Annotated in this window: 16 protein-coding genes; 11 read left to right on the top strand and 5 right to left on the bottom strand. The window is 72.3% G+C overall.

The features are described from left to right. Positions 1-89: 89 nt before the first annotated feature. The 7 genes from VF746_27640 (at position 90) to VF746_27610 (ending at position 8,553) form a co-directional block, all read left to right on the top strand. Complete coding sequence (locus tag VF746_27640; GenBank protein HEX8696222.1) at positions 90-2,642, top strand: TonB-dependent receptor; 2,553 nt, start codon at positions 90-92, stop codon at positions 2,640-2,642. Beyond that, a complete protein-coding gene (locus VF746_27635) occupies positions 2,639-4,033 on the top strand; it encodes a HAMP domain-containing sensor histidine kinase (protein ID HEX8696221.1) in 1,395 nt (464 codons plus the stop codon). Before VF746_27640 ends, VF746_27635 begins: the two co-directional genes overlap by 4 nt. Positions 4,034-4,441: 408 nt before the next feature. Beyond that, positions 4,442-5,143, top strand: a complete 702-nt coding sequence (locus VF746_27630; protein HEX8696220.1) for a class I SAM-dependent methyltransferase — start codon at positions 4,442-4,444, stop codon at positions 5,141-5,143. Between the two features lie 113 nt (positions 5,144-5,256). Next, the gene (locus VF746_27625) at positions 5,257-5,994 is read left to right on the top strand and encodes a phosphodiester glycosidase family protein (GenBank protein HEX8696219.1); all 738 of its coding nucleotides are present in this window, start codon (positions 5,257-5,259) and stop codon (positions 5,992-5,994) included. Positions 5,995-6,169: 175 nt separating this feature from the next. Beyond that, positions 6,170-6,673: a VOC family protein gene (locus VF746_27620; GenBank protein ID HEX8696218.1), complete on the top strand. Its 504-nt coding sequence runs from the start codon at positions 6,170-6,172 to the stop codon at positions 6,671-6,673. A gap of 27 nt (positions 6,674-6,700) precedes the next feature. After that, the gene (locus VF746_27615; GenBank protein ID HEX8696217.1) at positions 6,701-7,174 is read left to right on the top strand and encodes a hypothetical protein; all 474 of its coding nucleotides are present in this window, start codon (positions 6,701-6,703) and stop codon (positions 7,172-7,174) included. Further along, entirely contained in the window at positions 7,171-8,553 is a 1,383-nt protein-coding gene (locus VF746_27610; GenBank protein HEX8696216.1) for a sigma-54 dependent transcriptional regulator, read from the top strand. The genes VF746_27615 and VF746_27610 overlap by 4 nt, the downstream gene beginning before the upstream one ends. Positions 8,554-8,820: 267 nt before the next feature. Here the strand turns inward: VF746_27610 and VF746_27605 are convergent, their stop codons facing one another. Continuing rightward, the gene (locus VF746_27605) at positions 8,821-9,660 is read right to left on the bottom strand and encodes a menaquinone biosynthesis protein (protein HEX8696215.1); all 840 of its coding nucleotides are present in this window, start codon (positions 9,658-9,660) and stop codon (positions 8,821-8,823) included. Between the two features lie 278 nt (positions 9,661-9,938). Next, the gene (locus tag VF746_27600) at positions 9,939-10,574 is read right to left on the bottom strand and encodes a cytidylate kinase-like family protein (protein ID HEX8696214.1); all 636 of its coding nucleotides are present in this window, start codon (positions 10,572-10,574) and stop codon (positions 9,939-9,941) included. Between the two features lie 185 nt (positions 10,575-10,759). On the opposite strand from VF746_27600, the gene VF746_27595 reads away from it, so the two are divergent. Both VF746_27595 and VF746_27590 read left to right on the top strand, forming a co-directional pair. After that, positions 10,760-11,134: a DUF485 domain-containing protein gene (locus VF746_27595; protein ID HEX8696213.1), complete on the top strand. Its 375-nt coding sequence runs from the start codon at positions 10,760-10,762 to the stop codon at positions 11,132-11,134. Next, on the top strand, positions 11,131-12,762 hold the full coding sequence (locus tag VF746_27590) for a cation acetate symporter (GenBank protein ID HEX8696212.1): 1,632 nt from the start codon (positions 11,131-11,133) through the stop codon (positions 12,760-12,762). Before VF746_27595 ends, VF746_27590 begins: the two co-directional genes overlap by 4 nt. A 129-nt stretch (positions 12,763-12,891) precedes the next feature. Here VF746_27590 and VF746_27585 read toward each other — a convergent pair whose 3' ends face one another. Next, a complete protein-coding gene (locus VF746_27585; protein HEX8696211.1) occupies positions 12,892-13,665 on the bottom strand; it encodes a hypothetical protein in 774 nt (257 codons plus the stop codon). A gap of 35 nt (positions 13,666-13,700) precedes the next feature. Next, complete coding sequence (locus tag VF746_27580; GenBank protein ID HEX8696210.1) at positions 13,701-14,897, bottom strand: S8 family serine peptidase; 1,197 nt, start codon at positions 14,895-14,897, stop codon at positions 13,701-13,703. 841 nt (positions 14,898-15,738) lie between these two features. Between VF746_27580 and VF746_27575 the strand changes: the two genes are divergently transcribed. Next, positions 15,739-16,716 (top strand): hypothetical protein, encoded by a 978-nt coding sequence (locus tag VF746_27575; protein ID HEX8696209.1) that lies wholly within the window; start codon positions 15,739-15,741, stop codon positions 16,714-16,716. A 55-nt stretch (positions 16,717-16,771) separates the two neighbouring features. Further along, entirely contained in the window at positions 16,772-17,362 is a 591-nt protein-coding gene (locus tag VF746_27570; GenBank protein ID HEX8696208.1) for a choice-of-anchor V domain-containing protein, read from the top strand. A 114-nt stretch (positions 17,363-17,476) separates the two neighbouring features. Here the strand turns inward: VF746_27570 and VF746_27565 are convergent, their stop codons facing one another. Next, the gene (locus tag VF746_27565) at positions 17,477-18,328 is read right to left on the bottom strand and encodes a HAMP domain-containing sensor histidine kinase (protein ID HEX8696207.1); all 852 of its coding nucleotides are present in this window, start codon (positions 18,326-18,328) and stop codon (positions 17,477-17,479) included. Positions 18,329-18,356: the final 28 nt, after the last annotated feature.

Here is an 18,356-nt window from a genome sequence, read left to right as displayed (position 1 = left end):
ACTTGCGCGCCCGGCATCTCCGGCCCCCGGGTTGCTTTCGTCCCGGTCGACACGACGGCGACGGGAACGAAGGACCGACGGAGACGACGATGACGATGCGCGATACGATGGCGGCGCTGCTCGCGGGGGCGCTGCTGGTGACGGGCGGCCGGGCGGCCGCGCAGCAGGACGAGCACGCGGCGGCCCAGGCGGCGCTGCAGGCGTGCATCGCGGCGGCCGAGGGCGGGCGCGAGCAGGAGGCGCGCACGGCGGCCGACCGCGCGGAGGAGCTGTTCGAGCGGTGGTCGAAGGCCGCCCCGCGCGACCCCGAGCCGCGGGTGGGGATGGCGAGCGTGAAGTCGCGCTGCCGCATCCCGTTCGTGGAGATGATGCAGAAGGGCGTGCTGATCGGGCAGTCGAACTCCCTGCTGGAGGACGCGCTCCGGCTCGACTCGCTGCACTGGGGCGCGCGCTTCGCCCTGGCGATGAACCACTACCACACGCCCGCCTTCCTGGGCCGCACCGGCGACGCCGTCCGCCACCTGGAGACGCTGGTGGCGCAGCAGGGCGAGCGCGCCGAGCCGCACTTCGCGCTCCCCTACCTCTTCCTGGGCGACCTCTACAGGCGGCAGAACAGGGAAGCCGACGCGCGGGCGATCTGGGAGCGCGGCGCCCGCCTCTTCCCCGCCGACGCGCGCTTCCGCGAGCGGCTGGCCGGGCGCGGCGAGGGGTCGGCGGCGGCGCCCGCGTCCGGCGCTGCGTCCACGCAGCCGACCGGCGACGGACAGGTGAGCGCGGCGGGGCGGCGCGAGGGAGCGCTGACGCTGGCGCCGGTGGTGGCCGACGGCGGCAACCGGCTGGACGACACCCGCAGCGGCACCTCGCTGCGCCGGCTGGACGTGCTCACCACGCCCGGCGGCACGGCGGACGTGATGCACGCCTTCCAGACCATGCCCGGCGCCACCCGCGCCGCCGAGGGGAGCGACCTGTACGTGCGCGGCGGCGACCCGGCCGAATCTCCCGTGTTCGTGGACGGCGCGCGGCTGGTGTACCCGGGGCGCTACGAGTCGCTGAACGGGGCCGCCTTCGGCATCCTGGACTCGCAGGTGCTCCGCAGCGCCTACTTCGCCAGCGGCGGCTTCTCGGTGCGCTACGGCGACGCGCTCTCGGGCGTGCTGGACCTGGAGACCAACGGCCGCCCCGAGGCGCGCGTGGTGCGCCTGAACGGCAACACGGTTCAGCTGGGCACGGCGGTGGACCTCCCGCTCGGCCGCCGGGCGGGCGCGTGGGGGAGCCTGCGGATGACCGACGCCTCGCTGCTCCTGGCGCTGCACGGCCGCGAGAAGGAGTTCGCCGAGGCGCCGGGGTCGCTGGAGGGGATGCTGGGCGCGGTGTGGACGCCGCGCGCGGGGACGGAGCTGCGCCTCACGGCGATGGCCGACGGCGACCACGCGGCGCGCGAGGTGGACGCGTACGGCTGGCGGGGCCCCTTCCGCAGCGAGGGGATGAACCGCCTGGTGGCGCTCTCCGGGCGCACCGTCTCCGCGGACGGCGCGTGGGGGCTGCGCGGCTCGCTCTCGGCGGCGGTGCGCGAGAACGGCTACCGCTACGGCGTGCTGGACCGCGAGCGGACCGACCGTGGGCTCCGCGGGCGGGTGGAGGGCGACCTGGCCTGGGGCGGCGGGCGGCTCCGCGCGGGCGCCGAGGCCGCCTGGATGGACGCGCGCCAGGAGGGCGCCGTGCCCACGACGGACCGCCTGGCGCCGGGCTCGCCCGCGCGCGAGACGCTGGAGACGGCCGACGCCTGGCACGCGGGCGCCTTCGTGGAGGCGGAGCGGCCGCTGGGCTCGTCCGTCGCGCTGGTGGCCGGCGTGCGCGCCGACCACCTGCCGGGCGAGGGGGCGTGGACGATGGACCCGCGGCTGGGGCTGGCGGTGCGCGCCGACGAGTGGACGCTGCGGCTGGCGGGCGGCCTCTTCCACCAGGGGCGCTGGCGCACGCGCTACGCCGTACCCGACGCGGGCTCGCCCTCGGGGACGCCGACGGAGGCCGCGCACCTGGTGGTGGGCGCCGAGCGCGGCGGCGAGCCGTCGCTCAAGGTGGAGGCGTTCTGGAAGGAGTACGGCGCCTACCAGGAGTCCGGCGCCGGGCCGCGGGTGGTGGGCGGGCGCGCGGCGGGCGTGGACGCCATGGTGCGCTGGTCGCGGCAGCGGCGGCTGAACGGGTGGATCACCTACTCGTTCCTGGACGGGCGCGTGGAACTGGAGGACGGGCGCGAGGCGCCTTCGGCGGTGGACGTGCGGCACACGCTCACCGGCGTCGCGCGGCTCTCCGTCGTCGACAACTGGGAGGTGGGGAGCACGCTCAGGCTCTCGAGCGGGCGGCCGTTCACGGAAGTCGTCGGGCCGGCGGCGGACGGAGGCCCCGTCTACGGGGCGCCGAACGGGGCGCGGCTGCCGTCGTACGCGCGGCTGGACGGGCGGGTGACGCGCTACATCCCCATGCGCGCCGGGGTGGGGGTGGTGTACCTGGAGATGCTGAACCTGCTGGACAGGGGGAACGTGCAGGGCTATACCTACGGCGCCGGGTACGCCGAGCGCCGCCCGGTCCCCGCCTTCTTCGCCGACCGCACCCTGGTGCTGGGCCTGGGGCTGACCCTGTGACGAACGCTCCCCTGGCGGCCGCCGTCGCCTTCTTCGCGCTGGGCGTGACGGTGTTCGGCTCGGCCCTGCTGCTGCTCTTCAACCCGAAGAGCAGCGCCGTGCGGTGGTTCGTGCTCTTCTGGTGCTCGATCGCGGTGTGGCTGGCGGCGCAGGGGTGGGCCTTCGCGACGGGCGCGTGGGAGCGGATGGACCCCGTGATGAGCGGGGCCATCCACCTGGCGCCGGGGCTCTTCCTGGCCTTCGCGCTGTGGGAGTCGGGGCGCCCGCGCTGGCTGGCGGCGGGCGCGCTCCTCCTGGCGCTGGCGCTCCTGCCGGTGGACCTGCGCTCGGTGGGGCGGCGCCACGCGGAGCTGCCGCTGCAGGCGTGGAACCTGGGCGCGTGGGGCGTGGCGACGTGGATCCTGGTGCGCTCGCTGGGCGCCCACGTGGGGCGCAGCCTGCGCGAGCGGCGGGCGACGCTGCTGGTGGTGGGGCTGATGGCGGTGGTGTTCCCCGTGGGGATCGTGGGCGGGTGGCTGACGGACGGGCGGATCGCGGTGTACGTGATGCCGCTGCTGATGGTGTGGCTGCAGGCGCTCATCTTCATCGGCGTGGCGCGGCTGCGCTTCTACGACATCGAGGTGCGGGCGGCGCGCAGCGGCGAGATCGCGGCGGCGGCGGCGGAGCAGGAGCGGCTCGCGGTGGTGGGCGAGCTGGCGGCGTCGCTGGCGCACGAGATCCGCAACCCGCTCACCGGGGTGCGCTCGCTGGCGCAGCGGCTGGCCGAGGAGGAGGTGGAGGAGCCGAAGCGGCGGCGCTACGCGTCGGTGATCCTGGAGGAGGTGGGGCGGGTGGAGCGGCTGGTGGCGAACCTGCTGGGGATCGCGCGGCGGGCGCCGCGCGGTCCGTCGGCCGGGGGGGAGACGCCGCTCTCGCCGCTCTTCGAAGACCTGGCGCTGCTGGTGGGGGCCCGGGCGGAGCGCTCGCGCGTGCGCCTGGTGCTGGACGGAGCCGCGGTGGCGGCGCCCGCCGCGCGCGAGCCGCTGGCGCAGGCGCTGCTCAACCTGCTGCTGAACGCGCTGGCGCACGCGCCGGAGGGGACGGCGGTGGAGCTGCGCGCCCGCGAGCTGCCGGAGGCGGTGGAGGTCTCGGTCCGCGACCACGGCCCCGGCGTGCCGTCCGCTGAGCGCGAGCGCATCTGGGAGCCGTTCCACTCGGGCGGCGGCGGCACCGGGCTGGGGCTGGCGGTGGTGCGGCGCCTGGCGCGCGAGGAGGGGTGGGCGGCGGAGGTGGCGGACGCGGCCGGCGGTGGGGCGGAGTTCCGGCTGCGGGTGCCGCGGCGGGGCGGGGGAGAGACATCGGCGAAACCAGGCATCGGCGCTGCCGCGGGGGGCCCCCTCCCTGGCGCCTGAGGCGCCTGTCCCTCCCCCGCTGCGCGGGAGAGGGACTTCGGCGCTTCGCGCGACGGGCGGGGGCGGGGATCGGCGCGTAGGGGCGAGGCATGCCTCGACCGGTGGATGGTGGCTCGTGCGCGATGGGTGGATTCACGAGCCGATGCAGATTCCGCACGGACTCGCAGGCGCGTCCCTACGGCCCCATCCGGACGAGACCCGCGTGAGGGATGCGCGCCCGGAGGGCCGGGACGCGGGCGCGCCGTGGGGTTTGGCGCGACCGGGGCCCGGCGCGGTTAGGCAGCGTGGTTTGCTGCCTTACCGCGCGCGCAGCCCGGCCCCCTTCAGGGGGACACGCCCGCAACCGCCGTTCAGCGGTTATCATTCGTCGGCCCCGCTTCCCAGTCACCTTCATCGAAGCCGATTCCTTTGAGCATCGAGCCCGCCGACCTGATCGAGCAGCAGAAGGAGTACTACCGCGTCCGCGCGGGGGAGTACGACGAGTGGTTCCTGCGGCAGGGGCGCTACGACCTGGGCCCCGAGCACCGCGCGCGCTGGAACGCCGAGGTGGAGGCGGTGCGGCGCGCGCTGGCGGCGTGGAGCCCGGCGGGGTGCGTGCTGGAGCTGGCGTGCGGCACCGGCTGGTGGACGGAGCAGCTCGTCCGCTACGCCGACCGCGTGACGGCGGTGGACGCCTCGCCCGAGGTGCTGGAGCTGAACCGGCGGCGCGTCGGCGACGGGCGGGTGCGCTACGTCCAGGCGGACATCTTCGGGTGGAGGCCCGACGCGGCGTACGACGTGGCGTTCTTCAGCTTCTGGCTGTCGCACGTGCCGCCGGAGCGCTTCGAGGAGTTCTGGGCGCTGGTGCGCTCGGCGCTGAAGCCCGGCGGGCGGGCGATCTTCGTGGACTCGCTGCGCACGGAGCTCTCGACCGCGCGCGACCACGTGCTCCCCGCGCAGGACGACGTGGTGAGCGTGCGCAAGCTGAACGACGGGCGCGAGTTCCGCATCGTGAAGGTGTTCCACCGCCCCGAGGAGCTGGCCCCCCGGCTCGCCGCGCTCGGCTGGCGCCCCGAGGTGGCGGCGACGGAGACGTTCTTCCTCTACGGCCAGGCGGAGCGCGGCGAGTGAGGCCCTCTCTGTGCTGGCCGGGCTTCGGCGCGGCGGCGGGCAGCCCCCCTCCCCGGCCCTCCCCCCGCCGCGCGGTGGGAGGGAGGACCGCGTGGGGTTTCCGGCTCGCGGCGATGCTGTCCGTCGTGGCCACGGCGTGCGCGGCGCAGGAGCAGGGGCGGCGGGCGGTCGAGTACCGGGAGATGCGCTCGGGCGGGGGGCGCTACCAGGTGGTGCGGGTGGACCTCGCGCGCGCCGACCTGCGCCTGTACTGGCGCGACGAGGCGGGGCGGCCGTTCGGGAGCCTGGCCGCGCTGGACCGCTGGCTCGCGGCGCGGGGCGACACGCTGCTCGCGGCCACCAACGCGGGGATCTTCTACCGCTCGCGCCTCCCCGCCGGGCTGCACGTGGAGCGGGGCCGCACGCTGCGTCCCCTCAACCGCAGCGCCGAGCCGCCGGCGGGCGAACTGCGGGGGAACTTCTTCTACCAGCCGAACGGCGTCTTCTCCATCGCCGCCGACGGGACGGCGCGGATCGTGGAGACGGGCCGCGCCGGCGCCCTGCTGCCGCGGATGCGCGAGGCCACGCAGTCCGGCCCGCTCCTGCTGCGCGCCGGCAGTCCGCACTGGCTGGTGGGGCAGAAGGTGTCGCGCAACGCCGTCGCCGTGTGCAGTCCGCGGGAGGTGGCGCTGGTCTACGCGCCCGACGGCGTCACCGTGCGCCAGCTGGCCCTCTTCGTCCGCGACGTGCTGGGGTGCCGCGACGCCCTGTACCTGGACGGCACCATCTCCGGCCTCCGGGTCCCCTCCGCGGATGTCGATGCGGACGGCTCCTATGTCGGCATCCTCGGCGTCACCCCGCGCCGGAGATAGAGGTTCGGGTCGCCTGTGCGTGGCCCGCCTCCGCGCACCGAGCCCGGCCCCACGCCGAAGCCGGTAGTCCGCGCAGGCGGACTTCGTGTGGTTGTTGCAGCGAATTCATTCGCCCGAGGCACCTTCGGACCGAGCAAGCCATCCGATCCCCGCCACCGTTCGACGAAAGAGACCCATGAGCGCCGAGAGCACCGGTCCCGCGCCCCCGGTCCGCGAGGTCTTCCCCTACCTGTGCGTGCGCGGGGCGGCCCGGGCGATCGACTGGTACACGCAGGTCTTCGGCGCGCGGGAGACGTTCCGGATGCAGGAGGCCGGCGGCCGCGTGGCGCACGCGGAGCTGCAGCTCGGCCCGGCGACGCTCATGATCGCGGACGAGCACCCCGAGCACGGCATCCACAGCCCGCAGGCGTTCGGAGGCACCGGGCTCACCATCCACCTGCACGTGCAGAACGTGGACGAGCTGGTCGAGCGGGCCGCCGCGGCCGGCGCCACGGTGCTGCGCCCGCCCACCGACTACGACCACGGCGAGCGCCAGGCCCGCCTGCGCGACCCGTTCGGGCACGAGTGGCTGCTCGGCCACCAGATCGAGAGCGTCCCCCCCGAGGAGATCCAGCGCCGCTTCCAGGCGGAGCAGCGGGACCCGGCGCCCGATCCCACGCAGGGCGACGCGCGCCCATAGCTCCACCTACTTCACCAGGAGAAGCTGATGGACGACTACGGCGAGGCCTTTCCGTACCTTCGCAACGTAAGGAGGGCCTTCGCTGCTTCAGAGCATGCTGCGCGTGCGATCCTCGAACGCCTCCACGCTGCGGCCGAGAAGGATGAGGTTCAGGGCCTCAAGATCATCGCTCGCTACCCCGACGAGCTACTTCTCACCTTCGCGGGGATCGGGTGCTACTTCCGATTCGCGTATACGGTGAACGCCGGCTACATCGAGTATGGCCAGTGGCAGGTCGCTCGGGAGGGTGAGCGCGTCTACGTCAAGGTCAGCGAGTGGAAGCTCGGCACGGAGGGAGGCTTCGGGAGCTACGAAAAGGGGGAGAGCGACAAGCCCATGTACATCGCGCTCGCGGAGATCGTCAGGGATGTGGAGGGTCGGTGCCGGGCTGGACGCTGGACGCTGACGCGGCATCTCGTGCGTGGATTCGACGATCCCGACACCCGGCGCCTGGAGCCGTGAAGATCCTCGTCGTCGACGACGAGCCGGCGATCCGCTTCTCGCTGGCCGAGCTGCTGGAGGCCGACGGCCACGAGGTGCGCGAGGCCGAGCACGCCCCGGCCGCGCTCGCCGCGCTGGAGGCCGCCCCCGCCGACCTGGTGGTCTCGGACCTCACCATGCCCGCGATGGACGGCCTGCAGCTGCTGGAGGAGGTCCGCGCGCGCCACCCGGCCGCGCTCTTCGTGCTGATGACCGCGCACGGCGACGAGCGCACCGCCGTGCGCGCGCTCAAGGAGGGCGCGTACGACTACGTCCCCAAGCCGTTCGACAACGAGGAGATCCGCGCCGCCGTCCGCCGCGCGCGCGAGGTGCTGGCGCTGCGCGCCGAGAACGCGCGGCTGCGCGAGGAGCTGGCGGGCGAGTACCGCGGCCTGATCGGCGACTCGCCGGAGCTGCGCGAGGTGACGCGGGTGATCCGCCGCGCCGGGCCCACCGACGCCACCGTGCTGGTCACCGGCGAGAGCGGCACGGGAAAGGAGGTGGTCGCCCGCGCGCTGCACGCCGAGAGCCGCCGCCGCGCGGGGCCGTTCGTGGCGCTCAACTGCTCGGCGCTCCCGGGGGAACTGGTGGAGAGCGAGCTGTTCGGCCACGCGCGCGGCGCCTTCACCGGCGCCGACCGCGACCGCGAGGGGCTCTTCGAGGCCGCCGATGGCGGCACCCTGTTCCTGGACGAGATCGGCGACCTGGCGCTCCCCGCCCAGGCCAAGCTCCTGCGCGCGCTGGAGGAGCGGCAGGTCACCCGCGTCGGCTCCACGAAGCCGGTCCCCGTCGACGTGCGCGTGGTGGCCGCCACCAACCGCCCGCTGGAGCGCATGGCCGCCGAGGGCACGTTCCGCGAGGACCTGCTCTACCGCCTGAACGTGGTCACCCTGCACCTGCCCCCGCTGCGCGAGCGGAGGGGGGACGTGCTGCCGCTGGCCCTGCACTTCCTGGCCGAGATGGGGGAGCGGCACGGGCGGACGCTCGCGGGCTTCGGCGAGGGCGCCCGCCGCGCGCTGCTGGCGCACGAGTGGCCGGGGAACGTGCGCGAGCTGCGCAACGCCGTCGAGCGCGCCGTGGTGCTGGCCGAGGGCGAGGTGATCGAGGCCGCCGACCTGCCGCCGCAGGTGGGGAAGAGCGCCGCTCCGCTCCGCCCGGTGGACGCCGCGCTCGCGGACCTCCCCTTCGCCGAGGCGCGCGAGCGGGCGGTGGAGGCGTTCGAGCGCACCTTCCTGGAGGCGGCGCTGGAGCGGCACGGCGGCAACGTGTCCGCCACCGCCCGCGCGCTGGGCCTGCACCGCCAGAGCCTGCAGAAGAAGCTGCGCCAGCTCGGCCTCGCCCGCGACCCGGGCGGGGAGTGACGACGAACCGCCGACCGCACTTCGCACCTCGCACTTCGCACTTCGCACTGCGGTTTGGGCGTGTCCCTCCGCTGCGCTCCGGGCCGGGCTGCGCACGCCGTAGGGCACGATACGACCGTGCCCAACGGGCGCCGGGCCACCGCCGCGACGATACCCCGTGTCGCGGCGGCGTCCCGGCCCTCCGGGCGCGCATCCCTCACGCGAACGTGCCGTTGCGGTTGAAGCCTCGCGCAGTTTGCGAGGCTTTCTGCCGTTGTCGCCGCGGCTTCAGCCGCCTCCGGCTACCCACCTGAGCTCCGGCGCCTCGCCGATCTCGCCGATCTCCGCCGCCAGCCGGTAGAACTCGCGCAGGCCGCCGACCATCGCCGCGTCCAGCTCGAACGAGAGGCCGGCCCAGTACGCGTCCAGGAACTCGGGCGGGAAGCCGAAGCGGCCGGCGTAGCGCGCGGCCAGCTCCGCCCGGTGCTCCAGCCCGTAGGCGCGCGACTCCAGCAGCGTGCGGTGCAGGCAGCGGAGCTGCTCGTCGGTGCCGCCGCCCGCCTGCCACACCGCGAAGGCGAAGGGGAGCCCGGTCTGCTCGTACCACTCCTGGCCCAGGTCGTAGCGGAAGTGCGTCTCGGGGTGGAGCTCCGCGCGCAGCGCCACGTCGCCGATGAAGAGCGCCGCGTCGGCCCCGGCGGCGAACGGGTCGTCGCGCGCCTGGTCGAACCACACCGGGCGCGGCCGGGCCTTCCACCGCTTCTCGAGCAGGATCTTGAGCAGCACCACCGAGGTGGCCGAGGCGGTCGGCATCGCCACCGTGGCGCCGTCCAGCTCCGACGGGTGGCGCTGGGAGAGGAAGAGGATGCTGCGCACCGCGCCGCGCGAGCCGATCACCAGGTCCGGGAGGATGCGGTAGCGGTCCGGGTGGCGCGCGTACTCGATGCTGGAGGACGGAGCCACGTCGATCTCCCCGCGCTCCAGCAGGCGGTTGAGGAACGACGGCACGCCTTCGACGACCTCGATGCCGTCCGGCGCGCCGCGGTCGATCACCCGCGCGTGGACGGGGAAGCAGTTGCTGTACGTGATGTGCCCCAGGCGGAGCGGCCTCTCCCGATCCCCCGTCACCGGCCTTCCCCCTTCCGCACCGCCCGCCCTCCCGCGTCTGGTTGTGGAAACGCCCCGGCGGGCATCCATTCTTGCTCCTGCTCGACTCGCAGCGGGCCCGCAGGGGCGAGCCTGCGAGTCCGAAGACCGGCGGCGCGGCGCAAGTGGCCGCCTCCGCGCACGGGCTGGCGTCCGCCGGGGGAGGCAGGCCTCGCCCCTACGCTGTCGCCCGACCAGATCCACGCGCCGGACCTGCGTCGCGCTGGCTGTCCCCCGTCCCCTGTTCCCCGCGGTTCCGTTCACCGCACCTGCGGCAGCACTCCCAGCATCCGCCCCGCCGCCTCCTGGATCAGCTCCGCCGCGCCCTCCACGCCGAAGGTGCCGGTGTCGACCGACAGGTGGTAGAGCGTGGGGTCCAGCCAGTCGCGGTCGAAGTGCTCGCGGATGTAGCGCCTGCGGTCGGCGTCGGAGCGGCGCACGCGCTCCGCGGCCGCCTTCTCGTCCAGGTGGAAGTGGTCGCCCGCCCGCGCCACCCGCGTGGCGAAGGGCGCGTGCAGCAGCACGTGCATCACCGCGGGGTGCCGCTGGAGGATGCACATGGCGCCGTGGCCCACGATCACCGCCGGGCCCTCGTCCGCCACCGCCGCCACGATGCGCCGCGCCGCCCGCGCCGTCGACTCGGGCGACAGGGGCGGCACCATCGCCATCGGCATCATCTCGGGGAAGCCCTCGGAGAGGTACGAGCCCAGCCGCTCCACGAACCCCTCCACCCGCTCGTTGCACGCCTCCACCTGCTCCGGCGCCACCTCCAGCTCCTCGGCGATGCGCTCGACCAGCGCGCGGTCGAGCAGCCGCCACCCCAGTGAGGCGGCCAGGCGGTTGGCCACCGCCTCGCCGCTCGCCCCGAGCTGGCGCGCGATCGTGATCACGCTCATGCGGCTCTCCCGTCGGCTGGTGAGCTGGCGGCCGATGCGGCGCTCCCTGCGAGTCTTACGCAGAATGGCGCGCCGCCCGCGCACTTGTCAACGCCGCGGCTGGCCCGTAGCATGCGCGGGCGCTTCTCGTCCGCTCCCGTCGCCACGTCCCTTAGGCCTCGTCCCGACCCGGAGGACACCGCCCGATGCCCGAGCGCACCCCGCCGCCTCCGCCCCCCGGCGCCGACGACGACACCCTGGTCCACGCGGGCCCCGACGCCGACTGGGAGGCGATCGAGGCCGCGCCCGAGTTCCGCGAGCTGGTCGGGGCCAAGCGGCGCTTCATGGTCCCGGCCACGGTGTTCTTCATCGTCTACTACTTCGCGCTCCCGGTGCTGGTGGGCTACTTCCCCGGCGTGATGGAGCGCGACGTGGTGGGCGAGATCAACCTGGCGTACCTGTTCGCGCTCTCGCAGTTCGTGATGGCGTGGGTGCTGATGTGGCTGTACGTGCGGCGGGCCAGGACCTTCGACGCGATGGAGCACGAGGTGGTGCGGCGCCACGCGCGGAGGGTGCCGTGAACACCGCGCTCGTGATGTTCGTGCTCTTCATCGCCGTCACGCTCGGCATCACCTTCTGGGCGTCGCGGCGCACCCATACCACCGCCGAGTTCTACAGCGCCGGGCGGCGCATCACCGGCTTCCAGAACGGCTGGGCCGTGGCGGGCGACTACATGTCGGCGGCCAGCTTCCTGGGGATCGCCGGGCTCATCGCCTTCTACGGCTACGACGGGTTCATGTACTCCGTCGGCTGGCTGGTGGCGTACCTCACCGTGCTGCTGCTGGTGGCCGAGCCGCTGCGCAACACGGGGAAGTTCACCATGGCCGACGTGCTGGCGTTCCGCTTCCGCCAGCCCTCGGTGCGCACCGTGGCCGCCATCAGCACGCTCACGGTGAGCCTGTTCTACATGATCGCGCAGATGGTGGGCGCCGGCTCCATCGTGAGCCTCTTGATCCCGCAGATCGGCTTCCGCACGGCCATCGTGATCGTGGGCGTGCTGATGCTGGTCTACGTGATCTTCGGGGGGATGCTGGCCACCACCTGGGTGCAGATCGTCAAGGCAGTGCTGCTGATGAGCGGCACCATCCTGCTCTCCATCCTGGTGCTGTCGCGCTTCGGCTTCTCGCTCACCGAGTTCTTCGCGGCGGTGGCGAAGGTGACGGGGAGCTTCTGCGAGACGGGCGCGCCCAAGGCCGGCGTCTGCCCCGACGGCTCGGCGCCCGTGGTGCGCGACTTCACCCGGCCGGGGCTCTACTACCACGGGCCGTGGGGGGCGCTCTCGCTGATCTCGCTGGGGATCGCGCTCATCTTCGGCACGGCGGGGCTGCCGCACATCCTGGTACGCTTCTACACGGTGAAGGACTCCAAGGCCGCGCGCACCTCGGTGGTCTGGGCGATGATCCTGATCGGCTCGTTCTACATCATGACCACCTTCCTGGGCTTCGGCGCGGCCACCCTGGTGGGGAAGCAGAACATCGGGGTGATGAAGGAGGGCGCGCTGGTCCCCAACCAGAACCTGGCCGCGCCGCTCCTGGCCGAGAAGCTGGGGGGCGAGGTGTTCCTGTCGTTCGTGGCGGCCATCGCCTTCGCCACGATCCTGGCCGTGGTGGCGGGGCTCACCATCGCCAGCAGCTCGGCGTTCGCGCACGACATCTGGTTCAGCGTGGTCAAGCGCGGCGAGCGCCACGACGAGCGCGAGCAGGTGCTGGTGGCCCGCATCGCCGCCGCGGTGATCGGCGCGCTGTCGATCGTGCTTGCGATCTCGCTCAGGTCGCTCAACGTGGCGTTCCTGGTGGGGCTCGCCTTCGCGGTGGCGGCGTCCGCCAACGTGCCGGCGATCCTGCTCACGCTCTACTGGCGGCGCTTCAACACCAACGGGATGGTGGCGGGGATGGTGGTGGGGCTCGTCTCGTCGGTGGTGCTGATCGTCCTCTCCCCGGCGGTGATGGGCGTCGACGCCCCCGGCGCCGCCACCCGCCACCTGATCCAGGCGGCCCCCGTCTTCCCGCTCGACAACCCGGCGATCGTATCGGTGCCGCTGGGCTTCCTGGCGGCGGTGCTGGGCTCGCTCCTGACGCGCGCCCGCCCGGACGCCGAGCTCTACAGCGAGCTCAACGTCCGGGCGAACACGGGGCTGGGGGCGGTGTGAGCGGAGCGCTACAGCTGTATCTTCATGAACGGTAAGACAGTGCCCGCGAGAGCAGCCGGCGGGATCGTGGCCCGAACCGCGGCTCGCGGGCGCAACGCGGGCCAGGACTCGCGTGCCGCTCCGGCCGGTTCAGCTGTCGTCGTCGTCGCCGGTCGGAGCGAGAATGATCCCGAAGCGCCAGACGGGCTTGCTCCCTTCTGCGGCAATCCCCTCCGCCAGCAGTCCGAAGCCGTCGCTGATGGGGATGATTCCGGTCGAAGTCAGGCTGAGGAACGAGGAGCGGTCCTCGTTGGTGACCCGTTTGAAGCGGTCGCGGTCGAAGAAGGTGAGTGCCGGGTTGAGGCTGATCGTGAGCGGCGTCCTGGCGTCGGGGTTCGGACGCAGCTCGAGCTCGAAGCCCGCCCCCAGGCGGCCCTGGTGAAGGTAAACGGTCTCCGTCGAGTCACGCAGCGCATTCAGCTTCCACCCGAACTGGCCGTACAGCCGCGTCCTGAGCTGGTCCTGGTCACCACCCCGCGTGTAGGTGGGGTGAAGTCCGAGCGCCAGCCCCTCGGAGGAAAGGAGAAGGGCTTCCGTTGCCGATTCGAGGGAGTCCACGTCGGTGACGATGCGCGAGACGTTCCCCATCAGCGGAATCGCGAGGCCCGCAGGCATCTTTCCCCACGCGAAGTTCTGCAGGACCATCTGGCCGCTGAAAAGGAGATTGTCCGCGAACTCGCCGGAATCCCCGAACTTGTACCCGAGTTGCGAGCCGATCCAGAAGTTCTGCGACGAAACGGCTCGCTGCGCCCTGCCGGACTCGGAGACGCTCATGAGCGCGTTGGGAGACTGGGCGGCCGCTTCCACCACGCCCCAGGCGAGGGTGAGACTCACGACCCAGAGACGACATAGCGCCTTTACCATTGCTGGCTCCTTGGATGAGGTTGCGAGGCGGACGCTCAGGGGACGTCCGCTTCCTGTGCCATGCGAACCGCGCGCACAGCATTCACACGGCCGAACCCATGAGTCCGCGAGTGACCGCTGGCGTCGTAGGGTCCGCCGATCTTGTCACAGGACAGCTTCAAAATCTGGCGAAGATCGCGTGCCGAGAGCTTGGGGTTCACACTCAGGGCGAGAGCCGCAACGCCCGCCGCGCATGGTGCCGCAAAGCTGGTCCCGGTCAGGGTGCCGTATCGGTCTCCTGGAATCGTGCTGAAGACGCGCTTGCCCGGGGCAAGGAGTTCCAGCTTCTCTCCGTGAGCCGACCCATCGTCGGTGTCCCGGTTCGTGGAGCGCCCGACCGCGACCACGTTGGGATGTGAACAGACATCGTCGCGGCTGATGTCGATGTTCTCATTCGATGTTGCCCAGAAAACCAGTGTTCCCAGACCATTGCGGCCGTGACTCACGTTGTTCAGCGCCTCGCGTAGAACGAGAGTGCTTTTCCAGCCGCCGCTCTTCGGTCCAACGCTGCAGGAGATGATATCGGCCCCCGCTCCAGAGGATTCCTTGACCTCCGTCGTGGGCTTGGTCGCATAGCCGATGGCACGGGCGAGCGTGAGCTGGGTTCCCAGTGCGTCTTCGAGGCAGGCAACCAGCATGAGGCTGCATTCGGGTGCGGCGCCGGATCCTCCCAAAGCGTTGTTCTGACGGGCCCCGACCATGCCCGCGCAGAACGTTCCGTGCTTGCTGCGCGGGAACTTCTCCAGGTTGCGTGTGAACTGACCGCCTTTTTCGAAGTAGCCGGAGAATGGCGAGATCCCCGCCCGATAATCCTGGTGAGCCACGTCGAACCCGTTGTCGACGACCGCGACGGTCACACCCGCACCCCGGGTCACTTTCCAGGCTTCCTCGGCACGGACGTCCGCACCGGCCTTGCCGCCTCCGGAGCCGGTGTTCTTCCATTGCCACTGTTTACCAAGATCGGGATCGGAAGCCGTCGCCCTGCCCGGCAGGTGCTCGACGAACACCGGTTCTGCGAACGAAACGGTGCTGTCGCCGCCGAGCTTCTCCACAACCTCCAGGGGATCGGAGGCAGGCGGGAGGGTGAAGACATGGAGGTTTTCGCCGAAGGCGAGGCCCGTCAGCGGTGCAAGACCGGTCCTGGCGACGAAGGCCTGCATCTCCGCGGGTGCGAGGCGGCGGCTGAACTTCACGCACAGCCGATTCGTCCCGATCAGAAGGTGGTCTTCAGCATCCCTGTATACCGGACGCACGGGCCCTGGTGGGGTCCCCAGCAGCTGGTTGGTTGACCAATCGCGCAGTCCTCCTCTCCCATATTGCAGAAATCGAAAGCCTCCCCGATGGAATGGGGCCACGTGCGTGGAACTCAGATCGGATCGCCACCTTGAGGGAGGCAGGGCGCGGAGCAACCCTGCTGCAGCTGAAGTCTTCAGGCGAGTCCAGAAGGGCCTGGATGCCTCGTCACCCCGGAGCACGATCGCCTGCAGGTCGTCGATCCGTTCCAGTTCGGCCATCGCTCCGCCACAGTGGAACCTCACGTACATGGCGGCACGTCGGTGAGTGTGGCAGTAGCGGTCGTCCATGGCGCGTGCGCAGGGGAAGCGCATGCGCAGAATGATCGGGTGAAACCATGAACGCGCCGCCGACCGGCAGCAGGCCGATCACCGCGGCAGGGAATCGTGTCGCGTGCCACGTGCGGCTGCCCTGGGACTGGCCCTTTGGTTCCGCTCGCGCCGATCATCACGCTCGCCACTGCTCTTCTCTCGAAGTCTCTCGAAGTGATCCTCCACTACGCCGCCTCCGGGTAAACTCAGTAGATGGACGTGGTCATCCGATTTCTCCACCGGTCGTTCGGTTCGATGCGGACCCTACCGGAACCCGAACGCCACTTCCACCTCTGCCCGCCGGGGTGACCGCGCGCGACCGCCGTGACACGCTCTGCCTCTTGCCTCCAGTGACGCGATCAACGTTTTTCTTCGGCATGGGGTCTTCTTCACCCGAACCGGCCCTCTTTTACACCGCGCGGAGGTACGAATGAGACGAGCGATCGCGCTGATGGCCGTTCCCCTGCTCGGGGCCGCGGCCGCCTACAACGACGTCGAGATCCGCGAGTGGCCGGTGCCGTGGGCGGAGAGCCGGCCGCGCGACCCGTACGTGGGCCCCGACGGGCGCGTCTGGTTCGTGGGGCAGGTGGGGAACTACGTGGCGTACCTGGACCCGCGCACCGGGCAGTTCCGCCGCTTCGAGCTGGAGGAGCGGGCGCTGCCGCACAACCTGATCGTCGCGCGCGACGGCGCGGTGTGGTACGCGGGGAACGGGAACGGGCACATCGGCCGCCTGGACCCGCGCACCGGGCAGGTGCGCCGCTACCCGATGCCCGACCCGGCCGCGCGCGACCCGCACACGCTCGTCTTCGACCAGCGCGGCGACCTCTGGTTCACGCTGCAGGGCGCCAACATGGTCGGGAAGCTGGAGCCGGCGAGCGGGCAGGTGCGCTTGATCGCGGTGCCCACGCCGCGGGCGCGGCCGTACGGGATCGTGCTGGACGCGCGAGGGCGGCCGTGGCTGAACCTCTTCGGCACCAACAAGCTGGCCACCATCGATCCGGCCACCATGCAGCTCACCGAGATCGCCCTCCCGCGCGAGGCGGCCCGCAGCCGCCGCATCGGGATGACCTCGGACGGGAAGGTGTGGTACGTGGACCACGCGGGCGGATACCTGGGGCGCTACGACCCGGCCACGCGCCAGTTCAAGGAGTGGCAGATGCCCGGCGGCGCCGGGTCACGCCCCTACGCGATGGCGGTGGACGACCAGGACATGCTCTGGGCGGTGGAGACGGGCTCGCAGCCGAACCGCTTCGTCGGCTTCGATCCCAGGACGGAGCAGTTCACCAGCCCCGCGCCGATCCCCAGCGGCGGCGGCACGGTGCGGCACATGTACTTCCACCGCCCCGCGCGCGAGATCTGGTTCGGCACCGACGTCAACACCATTGGCCGGGCGAAGCTGCCTTGAACGGCGAGTGCGTGAGTGCGTGAGTGCGAAAGTGCGAAAGTACGCGGGTGAAGGGATGAAGCTCTGGAGAGTCTCGGCCGCGCTCGCCGTTGCGGCGATCGGTTTCGCGGGGATCGCCATCCCGGTGCGGGGCGCGCGGGGGGCGTTCCCGGACGGGCCGCCCCCGGGGTTCACCGGCGGCTTCGGCGAGCCGACCTGCGCCCAGTGCCACATGGGCGAGGCGCTCAACGAGGCGGGCGGGACGCTGTCGCTCGCAGGCATCCCCGACGCCTACCGCCCCGGCGAGCCCTACCGGATCACCGTCTCCCTCGCGCGCGGCGACCTGCAGCGGGGCGGCTTCGAACTCTCGGCGCGCTTCGCGGACGGAGCGGCGGCGGGGCGCCAGGCGGGAAGCTTCCGCGCGCCGGACGAGCGGGTGAAGGTGGTGGAGGGCACGCCCAGCGGCGTGCAGTATGCCGGCCACGCGCGCCCGGGCGTCCAGCCCGCCGCGCCGGGGCGGATCGAGTGGACCGTCGAGTGGACGGCGCCCGCCTCCGCGGCGGGGTCCGTCGTCTTCCACGCCGCCGCCAACTCCGCCAACGGCGACGAATCGCAGTTCGGCGACCTGGTCTACACCCTCGAGAAGGTCGTGAAGGCAGGACCATAGCCGACGCGGTTCGCCGTCTCCGCCCGGAAAGCGCGAGGGGCGCCTGAATTTCAGGCGCCCCTCGGCGATTTTGTGGAACGGCAGTGCCGGGTGGGATCGGCGGGACGCGCGGCCTCAGGCGCCCGCGCCGGCGAGCGCGGGGACGTCGGTGTAGAGCGGGAGCGAGACGGTGAAGGTGGTGCCCTTTCCGGGCGTCGACTCCACGTCCAGCTTGCCGCCGTGCCCCTCCACGATGTCGCGGCAGATGGCGAGCCCCAGCCCCATCCCCTTCCCCTTGGTGGAGACGAACGGCTGGAAGACGCGGTGCAGGTTCTCGGGCTCGATCCCGGGGCCGTTGTCGATCACGCGCGCCTCGGCGTTGCCGCCCGCGCGCGCCACCGTGAGCCAGAGCCGCGGGTCGGGCTGGCCGTCCATCGCCTCGCGGGCGTTGCGCACCAGGTTGTCGAACACCTGCCGCAGGTAGTAGACGTCGGCGTAGACCGTGGCCTCGCCGATCCCGCTGGCGTCCACCCTGAGGCCCGTCTCCGCCGACTCGCGCGCCTCGTGGCCGGCCACCTGGCGCACCACGTCGTCCAGGCGCACGGGGCGCCGGTTGAGCGCGCGCCTGGCGCCGCTGGCATACACCGAGAGCTCGTCGAGCATCGCCACCAGGCGCTGGCTCTCGCCCACGATGGCCTCGCACACCTCGCGGCGCTGCGACTGCTCCGAGACGATGCGCTCGTCCTGGAGGATGTCGGCGTGCAGCACGATGGTCTGCAGCGGGTTCTTGATCTGGTGCAGGATGCGCGCGGTGGCCGTGCCGATGGCCGCCAGCTTCTCCTCCTCCGCGCGGCGCCGGTCGCTCCTGCGCAGGAGCGCGAAGATCACCCCGGTGGTGAACACGATCACGCTCACCACCACGATGACGGCGACGGCGAAGAGCACCTGCGAGTTCTCGCCCGCGGCGGGGTCCGCCTGAAGGATCATGCCTGGGAAGAAAAGGGCGGGGGCCGCC

The organism is Longimicrobium sp., assembly GCA_036389795.1.
Classification (GTDB): domain Bacteria; phylum Gemmatimonadota; class Gemmatimonadetes; order Longimicrobiales; family Longimicrobiaceae; genus Longimicrobium.
Note: the sequence above shows the minus strand (reverse complement) of the source record. Positions and strands in the feature narration are given on the sequence as shown.

What these genes read in the sequence shown, in the direction of transcription:
- VF746_27625 (HEX8696219.1), top strand. Translation starts at nt 5,257, where the DNA reads ATGCTGTCCGTCGTGGCCACGGCGTGCGCGGCGCAGGAGCAGGGGCGG.
- VF746_27585 (HEX8696211.1), bottom strand. Translation starts at nt 13,665, where the DNA reads ATGGTAAAGGCGCTATGTCGTCTCTGGGTCGTGAGTCTCACCCTCGCC.
- VF746_27640 (HEX8696222.1), top strand. Translation starts at nt 90, where the DNA reads ATGACGATGCGCGATACGATGGCGGCGCTGCTCGCGGGGGCGCTGCTG.
- VF746_27620 (HEX8696218.1), top strand. Translation starts at nt 6,170, where the DNA reads ATGAGCGCCGAGAGCACCGGTCCCGCGCCCCCGGTCCGCGAGGTCTTC.
- VF746_27595 (HEX8696213.1), top strand. Translation starts at nt 10,760, where the DNA reads ATGCCCGAGCGCACCCCGCCGCCTCCGCCCCCCGGCGCCGACGACGAC.
- VF746_27565 (HEX8696207.1), bottom strand. Translation starts at nt 18,328, where the DNA reads ATGATCCTTCAGGCGGACCCCGCCGCGGGCGAGAACTCGCAGGTGCTC.
- VF746_27570 (HEX8696208.1), top strand. Translation starts at nt 16,772, where the DNA reads ATGAAGCTCTGGAGAGTCTCGGCCGCGCTCGCCGTTGCGGCGATCGGT.
- VF746_27575 (HEX8696209.1), top strand. Translation starts at nt 15,739, where the DNA reads ATGAGACGAGCGATCGCGCTGATGGCCGTTCCCCTGCTCGGGGCCGCG.
- VF746_27600 (HEX8696214.1), bottom strand. Translation starts at nt 10,574, where the DNA reads ATGAGCGTGATCACGATCGCGCGCCAGCTCGGGGCGAGCGGCGAGGCG.
- VF746_27615 (HEX8696217.1), top strand. Translation starts at nt 6,701, where the DNA reads ATGGACGACTACGGCGAGGCCTTTCCGTACCTTCGCAACGTAAGGAGG.